We start from the raw sequence: 21656 nt of genomic DNA on the forward strand, positions 1-21656 counted from the left end.
TGGATTCCCGACCGACTCGCGAGTGCCCGTATAGCCGACGTAGCCCGGATGAAGCTTGCGGAATCCGGGATGATCGGCGCTTCTACCTCCCCGGATTTCGCTGCATTTCATTCGGGCTGCTCGCTGTATGGGACTCATTCCCGCACGACATGCCATCCCGATTCGCTGGGCCGGAATTTCAGTTGACCGTGCTTGAGCGGAATCACGGCGCTGCCGCTCTCGACCAGCGGCAAATCGGTGGGCAGTTGTTCGAGGTCGGGCGAGAACCATTTCCAGCCGCTCCCGCGCGGCAGCTCGGTGCCGAACTCCAGCGGGTTCTGCAGCCAGACCAGGTCGGGCAAGCGCTGCTGCTCCGGCAGGCTCATATACCACCGTATCCAGCGGCTGTCGCGCGAATATCCCTGCTGCACGTATTCCTCCTGCCATGCGGGCAGTTCCGGCGCGGATTGCATGACGATGACCGTCGGTTCGATCGAGACGATGAAGAAGCGATAGGGCGCCACGCGCTGGGAATAGGTCACGATGGTGTTGCCGTAATCGTCCTGGTGGTGCACGTCGCCGGGCTGCAGCTGTTCATAGACGCTATAGGTTTCGAAGGTGCCCGCTGCGGGCCAGGCATTCATCGCGCGGTGTTTCTCTAGGAAGGCAAAGGCCTTGTTTGCCGTGTCGAGCGGGTACTCCTTGCGCCACGAGTTGGAGCCCCACGCGGGGACGCGGGTGATCCCGTTGTTCCAGTCCCAGGATTTGAGCGAATAGTAGCGTGCCTTGCGGCCGGGCGCCGCCCATGGCAGGTCTGAGTTCGTGGCGATTTCCTTGGCGAAAAAACTATTGAGCACGGCAACATCGATCCAGGGCAGGGCGGCCAGGAAAACCCCGAGCGCGAGCAGTGCGCCGAGTACCAAAAGTATGATCGTGACGATTTTCATGGGCGCTGCGCCCGCATCCGGCGTGTCATAAGTCAGCAATCGTAGCCCCCTTCCTGTTTCACGGTCACTCCGGGAAAGCCGGCGAGCATTTGCGCGGCGTCGCGGATGGCGCGCGAGCCGTGTCGCCCGTAAACGGACCAGACTCCGAGCTGCAGCATCGCATAGCCGGGCCCCTTGGCCGGCTGCAGGTCGACCCAGGTGGCCTGCACCGGTTGCCCGAGCTCGAACATCACGCTGTCCCGCAAAGTCGAGGCGCACCAGATGCCGTTCGACTCGCTGCTCCAGAGTGCGAAGCTGTGCGGGTTGAGCTTGGCGGCGATATTGGCAGGGGTATCCAGAAGTGTGGGTTGGTACAGGCTGATACGCGCCTGGCGTGCGGCCAGCGCCTGAGGTGTGGCGTCTCCCGTCAGCCAGTACGCGTTCTGCGGCCAATCCAGCACGAAGGTCCGCAACTGCGACGGCCGTTCGGCCATGGCCGTCAGCCGGGCGACGCGAGCACGCCATTCCTCGATATAGGGTTGCGCGGCCAACTGCTCGTTCCAGCTCAACCACAAGGTGCCGGCGGATTGGCCGCCGTCGACTTTACGCAACCCGCCGTAGATCGAGAGACCGACGCTGGTCTCGGGACGTACCCAGCGGGCATAGAACGGCACGCAGTCGGCCGGATCGGCATAGGACGGGATTTCGGAACGGCTCACCTGGTCCGGTGGTCCCAAGCGTTCGGACAGGGGCGCGGCCCAGATTTCGGGCTCGGGCGTTCCGGTCCCTGCGGGCGCCAGCTCGAAATCGACGCTCGTCACCGGGCGATCCGTCGCGGGTGCCTCCAGGTGGACGTTCACCGCCGCAAAGCCGTAAGCGCTCGCGCAGAGCAGCCTGACTTCTTCCGCCCTGTGGCAACCGTACCCCGGCTGAATGCCGAGCTGCCGGCACGCTTCCTCGAGCGTCGCGCCCCAGGGAACGAACTGATCGCCGATCCCAAAGCCCTTCTGCAGATTCAGCATGTGGATTCCCCCTCCCGTAACGAAAACGATGCGGCGAATATAGTCAACGGGGCGGGTGTCGGCGTAGCGTGCGCCCCGGCCGTAGTGCGGAATAGGGTATTCCCGCATTCCGCCGATGGAGCCGCTTCCCATGCGGCGGAATACGCGGGTGCGCTGGCATTCTACATGAGCTGAATTTTGAGTGAGGGGATTTCTATGTCCTTGAGGAAGCTCTGAACAAGTGGATTCCGTTCATGTCCCTTCGACAGGCTCAGGACAGGCCTGTCGAAGGGCTTAATCAGAGCTTCCTTAACATGGTAGTCCAGCCGACATTTGGAGCGCGGCGCAAAACGGTCGGCTGGAATGACAAACTAGGCCCCGTGCTCCCGATGTGCCACCGTACCCGATTGGTAAGCCGCTCAACGGCGCCCCTCGCATTTGACCTCTTCCTTGAACTCCTCACGGCTGGCTTCAAGCTTAACCTTTCGGGGGCACCAGCATTGCTAAGAACTTGCGCAATGGAACACCGCGGAATTCGCGTCCGTGCTGACGGGTTTGTTAGGACTCCCGTTTCGCTTCCCCCCATGGGTACAGCTTCGGGATATACAGTGTCAGCGCCGTTGCGATGACAACAGCAACGACGGTGCCGACAATAAACAGCGTCCAGCTCATTGGCCGGATAGCGCCAAGCGCGACTATCAAGAATAGGATGGGCAGATCAAGAAAATGTGTGAAAGCGGGAATCCCTTCGCCCCGGGCCTTCTCGAGCTCCGGCGTAATCGCGCCCGCCTGCAGGGCCTCTCTGGTGATGCGCCGCAGGCGCATGAGGTAAAAGCGGGTGACCGTATTGCCCTAGACAAACTCGAAGGCGAAGAGCACAACCATTCCGAGCAACCAGGGAACTTGCACGAAATTCCAACCGCCATAGAACTCGATCATCATCCAGAAGCCAGCAGAAGAAGGGCTCCCGGTACAACCAGTCCATCGTAGAACACTATGGCCAACGCCTGTGCTCAGCCGCTGGCAAACCGCACATCGATTTACCAGTTGGTTGGAGCGGATTGTTGGGTGCGATGGACCTCAATGAACCACTTCGGCTTGATTCGCCAAAAGTCCGTGCGGACATGGCTTGCAAGCGCCTTCTTGGAGTTCAGCACAACGGGACCACGAGGCCCGCGCCAGAAAACAGCCCAATGCCAGAAAGGCCGACCCTGCTCCAAGTGCCACCTGGTGGAGAGAAGGGCAAGTGTAGGTAAAGACTCCCAAGACTGAAACAGCGACTCATCGGGCGAAGCATCGAGCCCGAACTGCTTTAGAAGCGTGCGAACATGATGCGTTTCTGACCAGAGGCGCCGATCCTCCGCGAAAATGCCGAGACTATTCGCCACAGCCTTCGCCTGTTTGTAAGTGACTCCAACGAGTGCAGCGACGCTCGCGATGCCGCATCCCGTTATCTCCTCCTGAATGACCGGTTTCATAGCAAAACCTTCAGTTTGCGCCCGCCGGTTATAGAAAAGCCCTCGCGTTCATAGAACGCCAGAGTTCTATCAAATTGTGGCAGGGGAGGGGTTGTTACCTCCAATCGAGTCCAGCCACGTGACGAGCCGAACCCCTTGGCCTGAGATACAAGGCGAAGACCCAATTCATCCGAGCGGTACTCCGGCCGAACGTAAAGTTCGGGAATGGTGCCAAATGCTCCCTCCGCGTAGAGGGCGTAGCTTTCATAAAGGGAAATGAACCCTGCTGGCCTTCCATTTTCGTTGCGAGCGACAAAGACGAAATATTTCTCTTGATTAATGAAGTCCGTCAGCCTAGATGCTGTTTCGGCAAAGTTGAAGTTGAACGCCTGAATTCCGATGGCGTTCGTGATTTCAGCCAGCAATTCGCCAACCATTTCGGCGATTTCCACTGCATCCTTGGCAGTGGCTCTTTGGATGGTGATCTCTGTGCTCATTTCATGACACCCAACGTTCGCCATAACCGGCGTGGTTAGGCGGTTTATCGTTTTGTGCTTTCATGTTGCTAATGCTCGTCTTCGAACTGTGACCATTGCCATTAATGACATACATGCCGCAGCTATAGCTGCGGGAAACAGAACCGTCGTGACCGAGTAACTTTCAAGGGCCAAAATTACGAGGACATTACGGGCCGCGAACAAGGCGAAAAATAGCAATGACTCTGAATGCGGGGAACTATATGCCTTCCTCACCGTTGGTCCAAACCCCAGAATATCTACAGTGGTAAGAATGACGACAGCCCACAGTGGGTCTGATGTAAAGTACCAAAGCGGTAACGAAGACAGCGCCGAAACGAAAAACATCCAATCGGTTCTTGTGATCGTAATGTCCGTGCGCTTCACGTAAGCCAAAACCGCGACAAAAATGGTGATGCTTCCCGAAACCCCGATGGGCCAAGCACCAATTCCGCCTTTTCCTTCAAGTTGGGCAAGAAAAACAACGAAGGTTGTCGCGCCCCAAATGACCCAGGAAAAAACATGGGGTCGGGTTGCGCCGCTAACGATTGCGCGGATATAGGGAACAAAGGCCGCAAAAGTGAGAGCAATTGCAACGGCGCTCAAAATTTCTTTATACGGTTGGGTCCCCATGCTTTTATTCGCCTAACGATGCTGTGGAAAAAACCAGTTTTCGAACATTTTTGCGTCTGTAACTTGTTGATTGGTTGTGGACTGGGTTTTCGAGTAGGGCGTTTTTCTACATTCTCAACGTGAAGCTTGAGGTGCGTGGAAACAGGCGGCAAAGCCGGCTGTCGGAGTGCCTCGCTCGAAGTGAAAGTTAGGGTTATAACTGGCCACAGACTGGGCCGTATTCATCCTCATCCTCCATTATGCAGCCAAGCCAAAGACGAAGCGCCTCTGCACGTCTTCCGGTCTGATTCTTCTTACACCAGTTGACTGCGCGGTTTGTCCATTCTGTAGGAGCCATTGTAAGCGCCCCCTGTATTTCACAACTCTTGAGCCAAGCCCTTTGTACGGTCACTATTGCCAGCGCAAAAACGACATGTGCCAATCTCGGTGACATACCTGCCCCCAGTGACCAAGCTCAGCCGCAGCCTTACCGGAGCGAAGCGAAGCGGAATCAAGGCCGTCGACCGAAGCGACTCGTTATGTCTTCCCCTGCGGGAGGCCTTGCACGAGCCAATCAAACATTCCGACGGATGTGACGACACCATCAGAGTCTCTGACCTCTACATCGACGGTGATGGACGACCGCCGTTTCTTTTCAAACTGCTCTTTGAATTTTGAAACGGCCTCTTCGGATACGGCTGGGAACGCGAAAATAGCACTGCTTGCCGGCCTTTTGAATTTGACATGGGATTCTCGCAGGACCGGCACAACCTTCCCCGCAAGCTCGGGAAACAGTCGTTGCAGTGCTTCGCCACTGGCTGTCTCGGCAAGCGCGAACTGTGCGCTCGCATGTATCGTGTTCAAGTGGTTTTGCGTTGACGTGCTGAAGGGCAGTGTAAGCGTTCCTTCTTCCGTTCGGCATATACCGACCTTCTCTACAAAGGGAATAGCAGTAACATCCATGCGTCTTTCCTTTTTAGACATAAGGTTAAGGCGGGGGGCGCGCCCCTCTTGTCGGAGGGGGGCAATCGACGACGCTCGTGAGGTCCGGAGACTTTGTCCCGACCGCAGGCGAGCGGCCTTACCACGGCGTTCTTCCATCTCGGATTCCCGAATTCACCGCACGGCGTTCTGGTAAGCCGCGAGCATGTTTGGGTCCTCGATTGAGCCGTGATGGTGAAACTGCAGCCACCGTCCTTTCACTCTGCGGAAAATCCGTGTCGTACGGATCGCCAAGTCCAGCCTCGCACCATCAACCTCGATCCAGCCTCGCTCTCGGCCCACTACGTAGAACAGATCGCCTGCCTCGTGCAGCGTATAGTCGTAGAACTCGAAATGGTACTGCGAGCGGAACCTGAAGAGACGCTCGTAAACCGAGCGAATCTCCGGCCAGCCCCGTTTGACGCCGCCCAGGGGGTTGTCCATGACCGCTTCCGCAGACTGGTCCCAGTTTTGGGCCATCAAGTTCAAGTCGCGGTTGTTGATGGCTCGATAGAACTGGGCGAGAACTTGGCGAGGCTGGCCTAAATCACCTAAATCCTCCTGACCGGTAACCGGCGCCTGGGTGGGCTCAATGCGGCCCAAGGGGGCATCTGCCTGTCGTGTCCTTGCCGCCGAGGCATTCGGCGGCAAGGACTTCGCCGATGCCACGGCAGCTATCGAACCTAATGCCGCGAGAACGATCACAAACGTACGAATCATTCAATGTGTCTCCTAAATTTCACGAGGGACTCCTCCGTTGCTTTTGTCGCCGGCTGAGGTTTGACATGAGAGGCGACCGGGCCGCAGACCGGGGGAGGTCCATTGATGGAAGGCTCAGGTGCCCGGTTTGTCATAGAGAACCATTTGCGTGCAGCGGAAAAGTGCAATGGTCTTGCCTGTCTCTCGGTGAATGACGATTGCATCCCAGAGCTGGGTTGTCTTGCCGAGGTGAACCGCCTTCGCGATACATTCGATCATGCCTTCGCGGGCGGTTCCGACATGATTGGACTTGAGTTCGATCGTCGTGAACCCTATGGCTTCTTCAGGGAGATTGGCGACGCAACCATAGCCTGCCGAGGTATCGGCGAGCGCGACGACGCTTCCTGCATGAAGAAAACCATTCGGTGCCATGAGCGACGCCTTTACCTGGAGTTCAGACCGTACTTCCGCTGGTCCCACATGAGTGACGACGATGCCAAGATAGCCTGGCAAGTTTTGCGCGCCGAGCTTGTTGAAGTGATCCGGGGTAAGCATTGGGCACCTAAGGATGGTGTAGAAGAAACCAGTTTTCGAGCATTTTTGCGTCTGTAACTTGTTGATTGTCTGTGGGCTGAGTTTTCGAGTAGGGCGTTTTTCTGCATTCTCCAGGTTTGGATTCACCGGCACTGCGCGGTGTTATCGCGCAGCATCCGGCGGAATCATGGGTTGGGCTTCTTGTTCTATTTTCCTAGAACGGCCGACTGGTACTCGGCCAATAATGCAGGATCGTCGATAGATCCATGGTGGTGTATCTGGTGCCATTTTCCGCAATCCATTCGGTAAAACCGACTGGTACGGATGGCAAGGTCAACTTGCTTCCCATTAGCGCGGAAATATCCTCTTTCTCGACCGACAGCGCAGAACATGATTCCGGCGTGGTGAATCGTATAGTCGTAGAACTCGACATACACCTCGGCAGGGCCTGCGAAAATTCTTGAATATGCTTCTTCTATCGCTTCCCACCCTCTACGCACTCCGCCAAGGGGATTGGACATTGATGCCTCGTCGGAATTTGCCCAGTTGGCGCTCATGAGTTCCAAGTCTCGGGTATTAAACGCACGGTAAAACTCCTCAAGAGCATTAAGTGGCTTGCCATCGTTTTCCGTAGATTCGAATCCGGTAATCGGATTAGTTGTAAGGTTCATCCCGTATCTCCATTAATGGTTGTATGAGCAACTTTATGGGCAAAAAAATCACGACAACAATCGAGCGGTTTTGCGAAGTTGTGCCACGAGGGCTTTCATTTCAGCTTCGCCCAAATTACCGCACATCCTCCTATATAAAGCATCGCATGTTGCCTCCAGCGCTTCCTTCATGCTCTTGGCCTTGTCGGTAGGAAACACTCGCTGTTCGCGATTGTCTTCAGCCCCAAGTTTTGATCTTTGGACCAACCCCTTTTCCTGTAACGAATCAACAAAACGGGTGATAGTAGATTTCTCGAGCTTTAGCTCACTAGCGATCGCCTTATGGGATATTCCAGGTGACGCCAGCACGAGTCTGAGCAAATAGGCATGCGCAGGCGACAAGCCAAGTTCCTTGAAAGCCTCGTCCCAAATGCGATTCACTGCTCTTGCTAGAGCATTGACATTGAAATACAGACATCTCTCAAACACTGTCGTAGTGTAGAGTATTGTGGTTGTATGTACAACCTTGCGCCCTGCGCATGGCGCCGCGGTTCAGGCACGCCCGAGCGCCCTGCACATAGCGTTGCCTGGAACCGCTTGTTAGGCGTCACTGGCTTTTCCTACTCAACTTCTTCGAACGCCCCTGTGCGCACCTCGCCGCTGCGCACGTAGCGGGTGATCAGCACACCGCCAGGGGTGCTGGTCGAGTGCGCCAGGGTGAAGGCCGACACCTGTGCATCATCGTCGAACAAGCGCTTGCCGCGCCCAAGTACGACGGGATAAATCAGAAGCCGAAGCTCGTCCACCAACCCGGCTGCAAGCAGTTGGCGCACCATATCGCCGCTTCCCCACGTCAATAGGTTCACGCCATCCTGGTGTTTAAGCGCGCGAATCGCGTCGACAAGATCGTCCTCCAGCGCATGACTGTACTGCCAGTCAAGCGTATCGGGTCGGTGCGTGGCCACGTGCTTAGGTACGCTGTTGAACAGGTCAGCGATGGCGTGGCCGGCCCGTACACGCGGCCAATACGCCGCCCATATGTCGTAGGTACGACGCCCCAGCAACAGCTCGAACGGCTGCGCGAACAGGTCCTGCACAGCTTGGCCGGTGGCCTCGTCGGCGTAGGGCACTATCCAGCCACCGAGACTGAATCCCCCGCTGGGATCTTCTTCAGGCCCACCGGGGGCTTGAATAATGCCATCCAGACTGATGTGTTCGGCAACGATCAGCTTGCGCATACTCTTCTCCAAGTTCGACCTCATGAAAGTTCTCGTACAGGGAATGCCAATCACTGCGACCAATCAGCTTCATTCCCTAACGGATAGTCGAACGAGACTCTGCGAAATCGACGGTGCGATGCTTGGATGACGGCTAACGATGCGCGTGCAGCCGCGTGCGTCTTCGCGCGTCGGCTGCACGCGCTTGTTAGCCTCGCGACGAGGACATATCGTTCCCGCCGGCTAACCATATGGCGTGCCGTCCTTGCGAACGAACCGTCCATCAGAGTTCGCGCTCTTCATGTCGATGTCAGAGCACGTCGTCAGATCTTCTGGATGCCGCGAACCCACTTCCAGATAGATCGCGACTGCTGATGATTCATTCATCAAGTGATGACCATTACGTGTGCCTTTTGGAAACGCAGCGCATTCGCCGGCCCGCAGCAGAGTTCTTCCTTGATCTTCAACAAGCGTGACTTCGCCTTCGAGTACATAGACGAACTCGTCTTCGTGACTGTGCCAATGCCGTTGGCTCGACCATGCGCCGGGAGGCAGCGTCATCAGGTTGACCCCGAAGTCCTCAAGGCCACCTGCGTCACCCAGCCTTCGCCGAGTACGCGTAGTGCATGGCACATCGAATGGGCTGGGATACCCAGAACCTTTTCTCATGGGCACCGCCGCGATGTCGATCTTCGGCATGGGCATGACCTCCTTTGCGGCTAACGTTGGCGTTAGACGCCAATGCTTCAGTTCTCAACGCTTACGGCTCACGGGATTCGCTCGGGAAGTCTGCTGCCCGAGCTGTTGGGCGAGCCCGATGAGAATTCCTTCGGGACCCCGGATGTAGCAGAGCCGATACATGTCTTCATACTGGACCACTTCGCCGACGAGCTTCGCGCCGCGTTTGCCGAGACGGGCGAGCGTATCGTCGATGTCCTCCACGGTAAACATGATGCGTAGGTAGCCGAGAGCGTTCACTGGGGCGCTGCGGTGATCGGCGACCACAGGCGGCGCGAGGAATCGAGACATCTCGAGCCGGCTGTGACCGTCCGGCGTACGCATCATGGCAATCTCGACGCGCATGTCGCGCAATCCAGTGACGCCATCTGCCCAGTCTCCTTCGACTGGGGCGCGCCCCTCGAGCTCGAGACCAAGTTCGGTGAAGAACTCAATGGCGGCATCAATGTCTTCCACCACGATGCCGACGTTGTCCATACGCTTTACCGTCATGATGTCTCCTTGGCGTCTAACGCTAAAGTTCAGCCGCGCCGCTTTTGGGCGTCGGCTGGGACGCCTTGTTAAGTGTCCTTTTCATCAATACAACCTTGATTGATGGTTTTACGCCCATGCTCTTCAACCATATCCCTAACCAAATAAGTTGCTGTGATATTGGGCCATTTATCTACAGCTAAAGCCGTAGAAAGACCACAATACACAATAAAGATAGCTTTCTTTAAATCATCGTCTCCCGGAATTTGGCCAAATTCACTTACCCTAGAACGTACACAATTGATAAAGTCCCTTATCTTTATTTGCAATTTTTCGGCTTCGAGATTGTGAGCTATCTGGTTTCGCGCTCTTTCGAGTTGCATAAGGGACGGCCAAACCCAATCATATTCTTTTGTATTTTCGTTCTTCATAGCCCTAACTAGGGCTACCAAAGGTTCCCATCGTATAAAAAAGGAGTCTATATACTCCGGGTGATTTACATTTTGTTTTATAAATTTATAAAGCAATGACTCAGCCAACTGGTGCCCTCGAAGAATAATAATGTCTACATCTTCCCTCTTCTCAGGGAAGTATGTTTGAAACATCTTTAAAGATTCATTCAAATCTTTTAGATAATTTTCTTCAGTCATCCATTGTGATTCCGCAAGACACTTAACGATTTTCTTCAGCCGCGCCCGCGCTGAGGCACAGACGAGCCATGCAGTGTCGCGGGCGTCGGCTGCAAGAAATGGTTAGAGGCGTTCCTGTCTGAGAACGCGCAACACTTCTCCATCAGCGTTTTCTGCCTTCGCGATGTAGTCTTTTCGGAGCCAATCAGCCATCAATGGGTCGGGGTCAAGGAAACTCAATCTGGCTAGCTTGAGAAGAACATCTTTGCTTGGTCCCCGCCGCAGCCAAAAGTGGAAGGCACCGTTTCGGTAGTGCTGCGAGGCCCGTTCACTGCCCGGCTCATATTCTGCGATCTGTCCATTCAATAGTTCGTCCGGGAGCATGCCCCATTCGACCCACTCGCGAGGGTACTGCATCAGGTTAATGAACTCGTTCTTGGTCATGCGTTTTCTTGCCGGCCTCTAACGTGGAGGTGAGGGGCGCGGAGCGAGCGGCCGCGCCGCTTGCGGAGCGTCCCTCTCGACCGCAGGGTTAGAGAGCAACGTCTTCACGCGGGGAAACCCGAAAAATATAGTGTCACACCCGTCAACAATGCAGCAAAAGCCGCGACGGCGACCAACTCGCGGTTGTGTGGGTGTGATTGGGCCGGTGGATAGCGACCCAACGTAAGCACGCGAAGAATAATCCAGCCGGGCCAATAGAAAATACCAACGAACAAAACATCGATTACAAACTGCGCGATGGCGCGGACAACAACTTCAGCGATTGCATCGAGTGCTACAGAGTCAGCTCCCTAACTTTGTATTAGAGCCTACCCCATCTGTCTCGACGCAAAATCAAGCCTTGGCGCGAAAATATCCTCAAAGCCCGAAAGAGTGGGGCTGGCAGTATGTGTTTCCCTCCGGGAGCTATTCGATCGATCCGCGCAGCGGCCGCGAGCGGCGGCATCATGTGGATGAAAAGCTATTGTAGCGGGCCATGAAAAAAGCCGTTCAGGCTGCCGGAATAGCCAAGCCGGCGACGCCGCACACGTTGCGGCATAGTTTTGCCACTTATCTGATCGAAGGGGGCTACGATATCAGAACCGTCCAGGAACTGCTCGGCCATAGAGCGTTTTCCGGATCGGTGTAAGGGATTCGGATATGTAGGTCGGCAATCCCTTGCCGACGTATCGGCTCGGCGAAGGGCTTTGTCGGCAAGGGATTGCCGACCTACGTTCTCCCCTCCTGGCACGAATCCGTACACCGGGATGGAAAACGCTCTAAGGACGTGAGCACGACCATGATTTATACCCATGTGCTGAATCGAGTCCTTTGGCCGGACTAAGTTGAGCTCTTTCTGAACTGGTGTGGCTACCAACCCTTTCGTCGGCAAAGGATTGCCGACCTACGACCGTGCCGCTGTAGGTCGCGATTCCTTTCGCGACATTGCGCCGCTCGGCCCGCGGCTTGCCTCTTGATTTCCAAGACGGTATCTTCAATTCGACCCGATCTCCACATCCACGACCAAGGGCACCGCTAGGTCCATCGCGCGGCACATGCGGTTGCCAACGCCGGATGCCCGGCGCCGGTACTTTCGGCCGGGGTCAATGGTTTTGTCCAGTGGACAAGGATTTTCAGATCTTCCTTAACGCATTCAATGCGCCTCATCCCAATTAGCCCCGATCCCCACATCCACGACCAAAGGCACCGCAAGCTGCGCCGCGCGGCACATGCGGTTGCCGATTTCGCGGGCGGCTTCGTCGACATAATCCTCCGCCACTTCGAACACCAATTCGTCGTGTACCTGCATGATCATGCATACCGGAGCGCGGGATTCCTGAATCCAGGCGTCCACGGCGATCATCGCGCGCTTGATGATGTCCGCCGCGGTACCCTGCATCGGGGCGTTGATGGCGGTGCGTTCGGCGTATTGGCGGCGCTGGGCGTTGCGGGATTGGATCTCGGGGATGTATAGCCGCCGGCCGAACAGGGTTTCCACGTAGCCTTTCTCCCGCGCCATGTCGCGGGTCGTTTCCATGTAGCCTTTGACGTCGGGATAGCGGGCGAAATAAAGGTCGACGTAGCGCTGCGCCTGGCTGGTGGGAATGCCGAGCTGTTTCCCCAGGCCGAAGGCGGACATGCCGTAGATGAGGCCGAAATTGATCGCCTTGGCGGAACGGCGCTGGTCGGGCGTGACCTGTTCCGGCGGCACGCCGAATACTTCTGCGGCGGTGAAGCGATGGACGTCGGTATTGTCGTGGAAGGCGGCGCGCAGGCTGGGATCGCCCGAAATATGCGCCATGATCCTGAGCTCGATCTGCGAATAGTCCGCCGCGAGGATCTTGCGGCCGGGCGGTGCGATGAACGCCTGGCGGATGCGGCGGCCTTCCTCGGTGCGAACCGGGATGTTCTGCAGGTTGGGGTCGGAGGACGACAGGCGGCCGGTGGCGGCCACGGCCTGGTGATAGGAGGTATGAACGCGGCCGGTGCGGGGGTTGATTTGCTCCGCGAGCTTGTCGGTGTAGGTCGACTTGAGCTTGCTCATGGAGCGGTAGTCCAGGATCAGTCGCGGCAGCTCATAACTTTCCGCCAATTCCTGTAACACCGATTCGTCGGTGGACGGCTGTCCGGTCGGCGTTTTCTTGACTACCGGGATGTTCAGCTTGTCGTACAGGATGGTCTGGATCTGCTTGGGCGATCCCAGGTTGAACTGGCATCCCGCCGCCTTGCAGGCGTCCTGTTCGATCTCCAGCATGCGCTTTTCGAGCTCGCGGCTTTGCTGGGCCAGCTTGTACACGTCCACCAGCACGCCGGTGCATTCCATGCGGGACAGGACCGGCACCAGCGGAATTTCGACGGTTTCGTATAGCGATTTGAGCGAATCTTCCGCCTCGAGCTTCGGCCAAAGATGGTGGTGAAGCCGCAGGGTGATGTCGGCGTCTTCCGCCGCGTATTCGGTGGCGCTTTCGATGCTGACCTGCTGGAAGGGAATCTGTTTCGCGCCTTTTCCCGCCACGTCTTCGTAGTGGATGGTCTGATGATTGAGATAGAGTTGGGCCAGGGAATCCATGTCGTGCCGGGTGGCCGTACTGTTGAGCACATAGGATTCGAGCATGGTGTCGTGGCGGATGCCGGTCAGCGCGAGGCCGTGATTCGCAAGGACATTGGCGTCGTATTTGAGATTTTGTCCGAGCTTCGGGCGGTTCCGGTCTTCCAGCAAAGGCCGGAGTTTTTCCAGAACGTAATCGCGGCTGAGCTGCGCCGGCGCGCCGGGATAATCGTGAGCGACCGGGACGTAGGCCGCTTCGCCCGGTTCCACCGCGAACGACAGTCCCACGACTTCCGCGCGGCTGTAGTCGAGGCTCGTGGTTTCGGTGTCGAAAGCGAAATATTCCGCGGCCTCCAGCTTTTTCAGCCAGCGCTCCAGCTCATCCGCGTTCAGGATCGTTTCGTAGTTACCCTTGGTTGAGGTTTGCTCGATAGGGGCGGCCGGGTTTTCGGCAGTGTTCGAAGCATCCAGTTGCCGGAGCCAGGAGTTGAATTCGAGCTGGACCAGAAGCTCCCGAAGGGCGGCTTGATCCGGTTCGGTTCGTTTCAAATCGTCCGGTCCGATCGGCAGATCCACGTCGCACTTGATGGTGGCCAACTGGCGCGACAAGGGAATTTGATCGAGACTGGCGCGAAGATTCTCGCCGACCTTGCCGCCGATCTCGTCGGCATGGGCGAGAATGCCGTCCAGCGAGCCGTATTCATTCAGCCATTTTGACGCCGTTTTCGGTCCCACCTTGGGAATGCCGGGAATATTGTCCGAGGTGTCGCCCACCAGTGCCAGATAATCGACGATGCACTCGGGCGGCACGCCGAACTTGGCTTTTACGCCCTCGACATCCAGGCGGCTGTCGAACATGGTGTTCTCGAGCATCACCCGGTCGTTGACCAGTTGCGCCATGTCCTTGTCGCCGGTGGAAATGACGACCGAAAACCCCTGTTCGACCGCCTTCATCGTGAGTGTGCCGATGACGTCGTCCGCTTCCACGCCGGATTCGATCAGCAAGGGCAGGCCCAGTGCCCGGATAATGGCGTGCAGCGGCTGAATCTGCGCCCTGAGTTCGTCCGGCATCGGCGGCCTATGGGCCTTGTAGTGCTCGAAAAGATCGTCGCGGAAGGTCTTTCCGGGCGCGTCGAACACGACGCCGATATGGCAAGTCTCATACTCTCCGATGAGCTTGCGCAGCATATTGGCAACGCCCAGAACCGCGCCGGTCGGTTCGCCCCGAGAGTTGTTCAAGGGCGGCAGAGCGTGAAACGCGCGGTACAGGAACGATGAACCGTCGACGAGGACAAGTTTTTTTTCGGCTGGTTCGGACATGTTTCTTATGGAATAGGGCGGGACGGAAAAATCATTTTAACAGTCCGATGATGGTTACCGGCATGGGGCGGGCAGTTTAGTGTGCGTGAAAAAAGCGGGCTGTCGGCGAAGGGTTGCCGGCTCACGAGTTCTCTCGTCCCGTTCTGCGCATGAAGTAAACAATGCCCTCTCCAGCGGGAGAGGGTTGGGTGAGGGGAGATTAAAAGGTATTGATTCTTTTGATCCCCTCATCCCAACCTTCTCCCGGAGGGGAGAAGGAGTAACATCTTTTGCGACACCCTCAGAGAGAGCTTTTGGTTTTACTTTCTTGGCTATCGGCAAGCCAGGTTTTGAGTGTTCGCACCGATGTTCTCGCTGCAATCCGCTCCCAATAGCGCTTCGCCACCTATGGCCGAGTTTCGTTATCGCGGCGGTCCGAAAGGTGGCGGGGGCGGGTGTCCCTCGGGCACACAGGCGAAATAGGCGTGAACCTGTTCACAGCGTCCCCGTGCCAGTGGCCTGCCCGGAGGATGGAGATTACAGGCCATTCCCGCCGTCCTGCCTAGACAGGCCTCGATGGCATGGCGAGGCGGCGGGTAGGGAGGATGATCGAAGCGGTGTACGAATTCGGGCTGTCCCGGTTGCCTGTTCTCCGGTCCCCAGGCTTCGGGCGCCCTTTCCGGCGGAAACGGCGGCGGCGCCGGAATAACAGCGGGCTCTTCCCTTGGAGGTGGTGGGGGCGGGACGGGTTCTTTCCACGAGGGCGGAGACAATGGAGCCGCCGTGGGTTTTTCCGCCGGGGCGATGACGGGTTTCTCGCTTGTCGCGGGAGGGTTCTCCGGTCGTCGGGACAGGTCTACCGGCCCGAAAATGACGAGACCCCAAACCAGCAGAGCCGTTCCGAACAGCGCCCACAGCCAGGCGGGAACAGAACGACTGCGCTTCAGCAGTCCGAGATTTCTGCCGCACTTTGCACAGCGGAAATGGCTCGGATTCGCATCCATCGGAACGGATGTTGCCGTCTTGCAGTGAGGGCAGTTCAGACGGGTACGACCCGACGATGGCGGCATTGGCTTTCGCGGAACCGCGGTCGATTCGGACTGTCCGGGGCCATTGGCCGGTACGGGAGGCATGAGCATTGCCCGAAGTTCCGGGATGGTCTGAGGGCGCCGTTCCGGATCGACGGCCAAGGCCATCATGACGGCTTGGCTGAAGCGGGTCGTTATGGATGGAATCCGCTGATGCGGAGGCACCATTTCATCCTTTTTGCACCGGCTGATCGCCTCCTGCGGCTTTACGCCGGTCACCAGATAATAAAGCGTGGCGCCGATGGCGTAGATGTCGGCGGCAGGGGCGAATTCGTGCTTTTCGAGATATTGCTCGAAAGGAGCGAAGCCCGGCGTCAGCATCACGGAGAGCGTCCGGCTTCTTTGCCCGTGCAGGGCGAGTCGGGCGGCGCCGAAATCGAGCAGGATGGGAGTTCCGCCTTTCGTCAGATAGATGTTGGAAGGCTTGATATCCCGGTGGAGAAAGCCTTTTTCATGGACTTCCTTCAAGCCGTCCAAAACGGGAAGCATTAGGGCTGTTGCCGTGGCCTCGTCGAGCTTGCCGCCATTGCGCTTGAGATATTCTTCGAGAGAAATGCCTTCGTAGTAGTCCATCACCAGATAGGCGGTGTTGTTCTGCTGAAAAAACTCCCTGACCCGCACCACGTTGGGATGGCTGAACTTGCACAGGGTTCTTGCCTCCCGCAGAAACTGTTCCAGTCCATAGGCGAATTCCTCGCTGCCATCGAGCGTGTGTGGCGTAACCGTCAGGCTGTTGGCCTCCCGTGCCACCAGGTCGCGGGGCAAATATTCCTTGATCGCCACCGTGGTGTGCAGCACCAAGTCCCAGGCGAGATAGGTCACGCCGAAACCGCCGGGTTTGCCCAGGATGCGTCCGACGAGGAATTTGTTGTTCAGGACGGCCTGATAAGGCAGTGCGAAAGGGCTGCGCCGATGATCCGGCCGATACCCGCAGGCGGGGCAAACCGCGGATTCGCCCTTGTCCTGCATGCAGCCCATGCATAAGTTGCCGAAATTGTCGACAGCCATGTGTTTGCCGACTATGGACGGTGGATTTTTGGCAAAAACACGGGATTTATGCGTTTACCCACGGCCGCGAAAGACAACCGTCCGGTTTCTGCCCGCATTTTTGGCCTGGTATAGCGCGCTGTCCGCACGTTCTATCAGGTTCCGGGAAGAGCAGGTTGCCGCCTCGGCCGGTCCGAAGGAGGCGGCGCCCAAGCTGATGGTAACCTTGATTTCTTCTTCATCCTGGACGATGGCGGCGGTTTCGACCGCGTACCTTAACTTCTCGGCCGTGAATTCTGCTTGCTCGGCATCGCTATCCGGCAGGACGATGGCAAATTCCTCACCCCCGTAGCGGCTGAAAATATCGCTGTTTCGCAGATGGGTTTTCACTGTGTTGGCGACGTGCAGCAGGACCAGGTCACCGGTCTGGTGACCATAGGTATCGTTGATGCGCTTGAAGTGATCGATATCGAACAGAATGATGGCGAATTTCGTCGGAAATAACTGGCTGTAACTGCATTTTTGTTCGAGATAGTCCAGAAAGAATTTTTTATTGAGGATCTGCAGCACGGGATCGAGCATCGCGAGCTTGTGCAATTCCTCGTGGTAAGCGAGTTCCAGGCTGTTGTTGGCGATGAATTTGAAAAGGGTGTTTCCGAAAGTGATCAGATCCTGGTCGCGTAAGACGCATAGCATCTGTTTTTCCATATTGACGAGAGTTCCGTTCTTGCTGTTTTGGTCCTCGATGATGAATTCGGATCCCCGCTTTCTGATGACAGCATGTTTCCGGGATACGGAACTCTCGTCGATTTGGGCGTCTGCGCTTTTGGATCGGCCGATGACCATTTCGTCTTTATTCAGAACGATCCGTTTCCCCACATGGGGACCTCTAATCATGATCAGGCAAGCCACCAACTCGTTTCGGCCGCTTTTTCTTTCGGACCATTGTGTGGCGGATGGCCTCGTTGTTTCATCTGGCGATGTCTCGTTTCCCATATTTTCTCCCGGGAAGATAGCGGACTTTTGCGTCGGCATTTTTTAAAGGATAGGAGTTTATCGGCGGATCGGGCGGGTAACGTTGGTGGGGCCTCGGCTTGCCCGTCCGAAAGCCAAATGTGAAAATACCCAATCCATTCGGATCGGCGCCCGCGATTGATGACCGATACCGGTGTTCCCAGTTGGATTTTAGCCGGAGCGTTATGAACGTTCCGTTTTTTCTTTAGAGAGCCATCGCCTATGAACGAACTCTGGATTGCGCCTTCGATTTTGTCCGCCGATTTTGCCCGCCTCGGCGAGGAAGTGGTAAACGTTCTGAACGCCGGCGCGGACATCGTCCATTTCGACGTGATGGACAACCATTACGTCCCCAACTTGACCATTGGCCCTCTGGTGTGTGAAGCGCTGCGCAAGCATGGCGTCACCGCGCCCATCGACGTGCATCTGATGGTCAAGCCGGTGGACCGCATCATTCCCGATTTCGCCAAGGCCGGAGCAAGTTACATCACGTTTCATCCGGAAGCTTCCGAACACGTGGACCGTAGCCTTCAGCTGATCAAGGACTCGGGCTGCAAAGCGGGGCTGGTGTTCAACCCGGCAACGCCGCTCAATTATCTGGACCACGTGATGGACAAGCTCGACATGATTCTGCTCATGTCCGTCAACCCCGGTTTCGGCGGCCAGTCTTTCATTCCCTATGTGCTGGACAAACTGCGCGAGACCAAGCGGCGCATCGAGGCCAGCGGGCGCAACATCCGGCTGGAAATCGACGGCGGCGTCAAGGTGGACAATATCCGCGAGATCACCGCGGCCGGGGCCGATACCTTCGTGGCCGGATCGGCCATTTTCGGTGCCGGAAAGGACAGCGATCCGAACCGCTACGACTCGGTCGTGCGCGCATTGCGCGAGGAAATGGCCAAGGCCAGAGCCATTTGATAATGCTGGATCGCACGCCGGAGCTCATTGCTTTCGACCTGGACGGCACGCTCGTGGACAGTTCGCCGGATCTGGCTGCTGCCGTCGATGCCATGCTGGGCCGGCTGGGCTTGCCGCCGGCCGGGGAATCGCGGGTGAAAGGCTGGATCGGCAACGGCGTCGACATGCTGGTGAAGCGCGCGCTGACCGGAGAAATGTGGCCTCAAGGCGAGCCGGCGCGATTCGCCGAGGCCTTGCCGATGTTCATGGATCTGTACGAGGCGAACGTCTGCAATCGCAGTCGCTTGTTTCCGGGTGTTGCCGAAGGGCTGAAACTGCTCAAGGCGGCGGGTTTCCGCCTGGCGTGCGTCACCAATAAGCATTCGAGGTTCACCCGTCCGCTGCTGGATCGGTTGGGCGTACTGCACGATATGGACTTCGTCGGTTGCGGCGATCAATTCGAAAAGCATAAGCCGGACCCTTATCCCTTGCTGAAGACCGCCGAATTTTTCGCAGTCGAGCCTTCCCGCGGTTTGATGGTCGGCGATTCCGCGAATGACGTGAAAGCCGCGCGGGCGGCTGGGTTCATGGTCGTCTGTGTGCCTTATGGCTATCATGGCGGCAACGGCGTCGAGTGTTTGGGGCCGGATGCCGTCGTTTCGTCCCTGACCGAGTTGCCCGCTTTATTGAAAAAAGCCGCGTGAGCATCATGCATCGACCTATTCTGAAAGAGCGATGGCGTCACTGAACCAGCCTCAAACGTAAACCGGGTTGGGCCGGAAGGCCTTAACCCGAGGAATGGCTTATTGGGTTACGCTTCGCGAACCCGCCCTATCTGGATGGACAAGACATCATGACGCCCGAACGATTTCAGCAGTACGCCGATCAAGGCTACAACCGCATTCCGCTGGCCCGCGAGGTCCTGGCGGATCTCGATACGCCCCTGAGCGCCTATCTCAAGCTGGCCGACGCGCCTTATTCCTACCTGTTCGAATCCGTGCACGGGGGCGAGCAGTGGGGGCGTTATTCCATTATCGGTCTTCCGTGCCGCACCGTGATCCGGGTATGCGGTTCGGAAATCATGGTCGAGAGGGACGGACGCATCGTCGAAGCGAATCGCGTCGATAATCCCCTGGACTGGATTCGCCGCTACGGCGCACGCTTCAAAGTTCCGCAGATCGAAGGCTTGCCGCGTTTCACCGGCGGGCTGGTCGGCTATTTCGGCTACGAGACGATTCATTACATCGAACCCCAGTTGCACTGCGAAAAACCCGATCCGATCGGGGTACCGGACATTTTGTTGATGGTGTCCGAAGATGTGCTGGTATTCGATAACCTGTCCGGCAAGCTGCTGGTTCTGACTCATGCCGATCCCTCCGAGCCGAACGCCTACCATCAGGCGCAGGACCGGCTGGAAACGCTGATCCAGGGGCTTCGGCAAAACCGTTTGCCGGCGAATCGGGGCCAGGGGGCGCAAAAACAGGTCGATGAAAGCGACTTCGTTTCCGGCTTCACCCAGGAGGGTTTCGAAAACGCGGTGCGAAGGGTGAAGGAATACATCGTCGAAGGGGATGTGATGCAGGTGGTTCTTTCCCAACGCTTGTCGATTCCGTACTCCGCTTCGCCCATGGATTTATACCGTGCCTTGCGCTGTCTGAATCCTTCGCCTTACATGTTTCACCTGAATCTCGGGGATTTTCACGTCGTCGGTTCTTCGCCGGAAATCCTGGTGCGCGTCGAGGACGAAACCGTTACCGTCCGGCCGATCGCCGGCACCCGGCGGCGCGGCAAGACCCACGAAGAGGATCTGGCCCTGGAGCGGGAGCTTTTGGCCGACCCCAAGGAAATCGCCGAGCACCTGATGCTGATAGATCTCGGCCGCAACGACACCGGGCGGGTGGCGGAGACCGGCAGCGTCCGCGTCACCGACAAGATGATCATCGAACGCTATTCCCACGTCATGCATATCGTGTCCAACGTCACCGGCCGTCTGGCCAAGGGCAAGGACGCTTACGACGTGCTGGCCGCGACATTCCCCGCCGGCACCGTCAGCGGCGCGCCCAAGATCAGGGCCATGGAAATCATCGCCGAGCTGGAGCCGGTCAAGCGCGGAGTCTATTCCGGCGCCGTGGGCTACATCGGCTGGTCGGGAAACCTGGATACGGCCATCGCCATCCGCACCGCCGTCATCAGGGACGGCACCCTGCATGTCCAGGCCGGGGCGGGAGTGGTGTACGATTCCGTTCCCCGAAACGAGTGGGAGGAAACGCTTAACAAGGGGCGTGCGGTATTTCGTGCGGTCGCCATGGCGGAAGCCGGGATCGAAGGAGGGCGGAGCTTATGAGCGCTCGCGTATTGATGATCGATAACTACGATTCGTTTACTTACAACCTGGTACAGTACCTGGCGGAGTTGGGCGCCGACGTGGAAGTGGTGCGCAACGACCAGATCGACGTCGAGGAAATCGAAGCGTTCGCCCCGGACAAGATCGTCATTTCGCCGGGACCGTGCACGCCGAAAGAGGCTGGCATCTCGGTGGACGCCATCCGCCAGTACGCGGGCAAATATCCCATTTTGGGCGTCTGCCTCGGCCATCAGAGCATCGGCTACGCGTTCGGCGGCAATATCATTCACGCCAAGAGCATCATGCACGGCAAATGCTCGATGGTGCATCACCGGAATACGGGGGTATTTCGCGGGTTGAACAATCCGTTCCAGGCGACCCGGTATCATTCCCTGGTCATCGAGCAGGAAACGCTTCCCGAGTGCCTGGAAGTCACCGCCTGGACCGAGGACCGGGACGGCAAGATCGAGGAAATCATGGGCGTCAGGCACAAGCAGCTCGCCATAGAGGGCGTGCAATTCCATCCGGAGTCCATCCTGACGGAGCAGGGCCACGACCTGCTGCGAAATTTTCTGAATCAGTAAGGA

General features: G+C 57.3%; 23 protein-coding genes and 1 pseudogene. 5 read left to right on the forward strand and 19 right to left on the reverse strand.

Annotated elements, in window-relative coordinates; translation table 11 throughout:
- Positions 1 to 134: 134 nt before the first annotated feature.
- From B2A78_RS04660 to B2A78_RS04735, 16 genes are all read right to left on the reverse strand, one after another.
- Positions 135 to 965 carry a hypothetical protein gene (locus B2A78_RS04660; protein ID WP_077728752.1) on the reverse strand — a complete coding sequence of 277 codons (831 nt, stop codon included), beginning with the start codon at positions 963 to 965 and terminating at the stop codon, positions 135 to 137.
- Positions 959 to 2059, reverse strand: a complete 1101-nt coding sequence (locus B2A78_RS04665) for a hypothetical protein (RefSeq protein ID WP_077728753.1) — start codon at positions 2057 to 2059, stop codon at positions 959 to 961. Before B2A78_RS04665 ends, B2A78_RS04660 begins: the two co-directional genes overlap by 7 nt.
- A 405-nt stretch (positions 2060 to 2464) precedes the next feature.
- Positions 2465 to 2731, reverse strand: coding sequence for a hypothetical protein (locus tag B2A78_RS04670; protein WP_205780672.1), 267 nt, complete (start codon positions 2729 to 2731; stop codon positions 2465 to 2467).
- A 215-nt stretch (positions 2732 to 2946) separates the two neighbouring features.
- Positions 2947 to 3384: a hypothetical protein gene (locus tag B2A78_RS04675; RefSeq protein ID WP_077728754.1), complete on the reverse strand. Its 438-nt coding sequence runs from the start codon at positions 3382 to 3384 to the stop codon at positions 2947 to 2949.
- Positions 3381 to 3860: a GNAT family N-acetyltransferase gene (locus tag B2A78_RS04680; protein ID WP_077728917.1), complete on the reverse strand. Its 480-nt coding sequence runs from the start codon at positions 3858 to 3860 to the stop codon at positions 3381 to 3383. Before B2A78_RS04680 ends, B2A78_RS04675 begins: the two co-directional genes overlap by 4 nt.
- 60 nt (positions 3861 to 3920) lie before the next feature.
- Entirely contained in the window at positions 3921 to 4511 is a 591-nt protein-coding gene (locus tag B2A78_RS04685) for a hypothetical protein (protein WP_077728755.1), read from the reverse strand.
- A 516-nt stretch (positions 4512 to 5027) separates the two neighbouring features.
- Positions 5028 to 5453 (reverse strand): YiiD C-terminal domain-containing protein, encoded by a 426-nt coding sequence (locus B2A78_RS04690; protein ID WP_168175344.1) that lies wholly within the window; start codon positions 5451 to 5453, stop codon positions 5028 to 5030.
- A gap of 153 nt (positions 5454 to 5606) precedes the next feature.
- Entirely contained in the window at positions 5607 to 6191 is a 585-nt protein-coding gene (locus tag B2A78_RS04695) for a nuclear transport factor 2 family protein (protein ID WP_077728757.1), read from the reverse strand.
- 114 nt (positions 6192 to 6305) lie between these two features.
- Entirely contained in the window at positions 6306 to 6851 is a 546-nt protein-coding gene (locus tag B2A78_RS04700; protein ID WP_205780673.1) for a PaaI family thioesterase, read from the reverse strand.
- Positions 6852 to 6910: 59 nt separating this feature from the next.
- Complete coding sequence (locus B2A78_RS04705; protein ID WP_077728759.1) at positions 6911 to 7375, reverse strand: nuclear transport factor 2 family protein; 465 nt, start codon at positions 7373 to 7375, stop codon at positions 6911 to 6913.
- Between the two features lie 48 nt (positions 7376 to 7423).
- Positions 7424 to 7795: a MarR family transcriptional regulator gene (locus tag B2A78_RS04710; protein ID WP_168175345.1), complete on the reverse strand. Its 372-nt coding sequence runs from the start codon at positions 7793 to 7795 to the stop codon at positions 7424 to 7426.
- A gap of 179 nt (positions 7796 to 7974) precedes the next feature.
- Positions 7975 to 8592, reverse strand: a complete 618-nt coding sequence (locus tag B2A78_RS04715; RefSeq protein ID WP_077728761.1) for a dihydrofolate reductase family protein — start codon at positions 8590 to 8592, stop codon at positions 7975 to 7977.
- 222 nt (positions 8593 to 8814) lie between these two features.
- The gene (locus B2A78_RS04720) at positions 8815 to 9270 is read right to left on the reverse strand and encodes a cupin domain-containing protein (protein ID WP_077728918.1); all 456 of its coding nucleotides are present in this window, start codon (positions 9268 to 9270) and stop codon (positions 8815 to 8817) included.
- Between the two features lie 54 nt (positions 9271 to 9324).
- Positions 9325 to 9801 carry a VOC family protein gene (locus tag B2A78_RS04725; RefSeq protein ID WP_077728762.1) on the reverse strand — a complete coding sequence of 159 codons (477 nt, stop codon included), beginning with the start codon at positions 9799 to 9801 and terminating at the stop codon, positions 9325 to 9327.
- 68 nt (positions 9802 to 9869) lie between these two features.
- Positions 9870 to 10430, reverse strand: coding sequence for a hypothetical protein (locus tag B2A78_RS04730; protein WP_077728763.1), 561 nt, complete (start codon positions 10428 to 10430; stop codon positions 9870 to 9872).
- Positions 10431 to 10532: 102 nt separating this feature from the next.
- Positions 10533 to 10853, reverse strand: a complete 321-nt coding sequence (locus B2A78_RS04735; protein WP_077728764.1) for a hypothetical protein — start codon at positions 10851 to 10853, stop codon at positions 10533 to 10535.
- Positions 10854 to 11250: 397 nt separating this feature from the next.
- On the opposite strand from B2A78_RS04735, the pseudogene B2A78_RS26495 reads away from it, so the two are divergent.
- Positions 11251 to 11517: pseudogene (locus B2A78_RS26495) on the forward strand (tyrosine-type recombinase/integrase); the annotation flags it as partial.
- A 528-nt stretch (positions 11518 to 12045) separates the two neighbouring features.
- Here the strand turns inward: B2A78_RS26495 and polA are convergent.
- The 3 genes from polA to B2A78_RS04760 all read right to left on the reverse strand — a co-directional run bounded on the left by polA (position 12046) and on the right by B2A78_RS04760 (position 17726).
- Positions 12046 to 14760: a DNA polymerase I gene (gene polA, locus B2A78_RS04750; RefSeq protein ID WP_077728766.1), complete on the reverse strand. Its 2715-nt coding sequence runs from the start codon at positions 14758 to 14760 to the stop codon at positions 12046 to 12048.
- A gap of 401 nt (positions 14761 to 15161) precedes the next feature.
- Positions 15162 to 16835 (reverse strand): serine/threonine-protein kinase, encoded by a 1674-nt coding sequence (locus tag B2A78_RS04755; protein WP_077728767.1) that lies wholly within the window; start codon positions 16833 to 16835, stop codon positions 15162 to 15164.
- Positions 16836 to 16889: 54 nt separating this feature from the next.
- Complete coding sequence (locus B2A78_RS04760) at positions 16890 to 17726, reverse strand: GGDEF domain-containing protein (RefSeq protein WP_168175346.1); 837 nt, start codon at positions 17724 to 17726, stop codon at positions 16890 to 16892.
- Between the two features lie 324 nt (positions 17727 to 18050).
- Between B2A78_RS04760 and rpe the strand changes: the two genes are divergently transcribed.
- The 4 genes from rpe to B2A78_RS04780 all read left to right on the forward strand — a co-directional run bounded on the left by rpe (position 18051) and on the right by B2A78_RS04780 (position 21653).
- On the forward strand, positions 18051 to 18746 hold the full coding sequence (gene rpe / locus B2A78_RS04765) for a ribulose-phosphate 3-epimerase (protein ID WP_077728769.1): 696 nt from the start codon (positions 18051 to 18053) through the stop codon (positions 18744 to 18746).
- A 2-nt stretch (positions 18747 to 18748) separates the two neighbouring features.
- Complete coding sequence (locus B2A78_RS04770) at positions 18749 to 19429, forward strand: phosphoglycolate phosphatase (RefSeq protein ID WP_077728770.1); 681 nt, start codon at positions 18749 to 18751, stop codon at positions 19427 to 19429.
- Between the two features lie 149 nt (positions 19430 to 19578).
- Positions 19579 to 21069: an anthranilate synthase component I gene (gene trpE / locus B2A78_RS04775; RefSeq protein ID WP_077728771.1), complete on the forward strand. Its 1491-nt coding sequence runs from the start codon at positions 19579 to 19581 to the stop codon at positions 21067 to 21069.
- Positions 21066 to 21653, forward strand: a complete 588-nt coding sequence (locus tag B2A78_RS04780; RefSeq protein WP_077728772.1) for an aminodeoxychorismate/anthranilate synthase component II — start codon at positions 21066 to 21068, stop codon at positions 21651 to 21653. Before trpE ends, B2A78_RS04780 begins: the two co-directional genes overlap by 4 nt.
- The last annotated feature ends 3 nt before the right edge of the window (positions 21654 to 21656 follow it).

Origin of the sequence: Methylocaldum sp. 14B, assembly GCF_002005105.1 — a bacterium.
In the GTDB taxonomy this organism is placed as follows: Bacteria; Pseudomonadota; Gammaproteobacteria; order Methylococcales; family Methylococcaceae; genus Methylocaldum.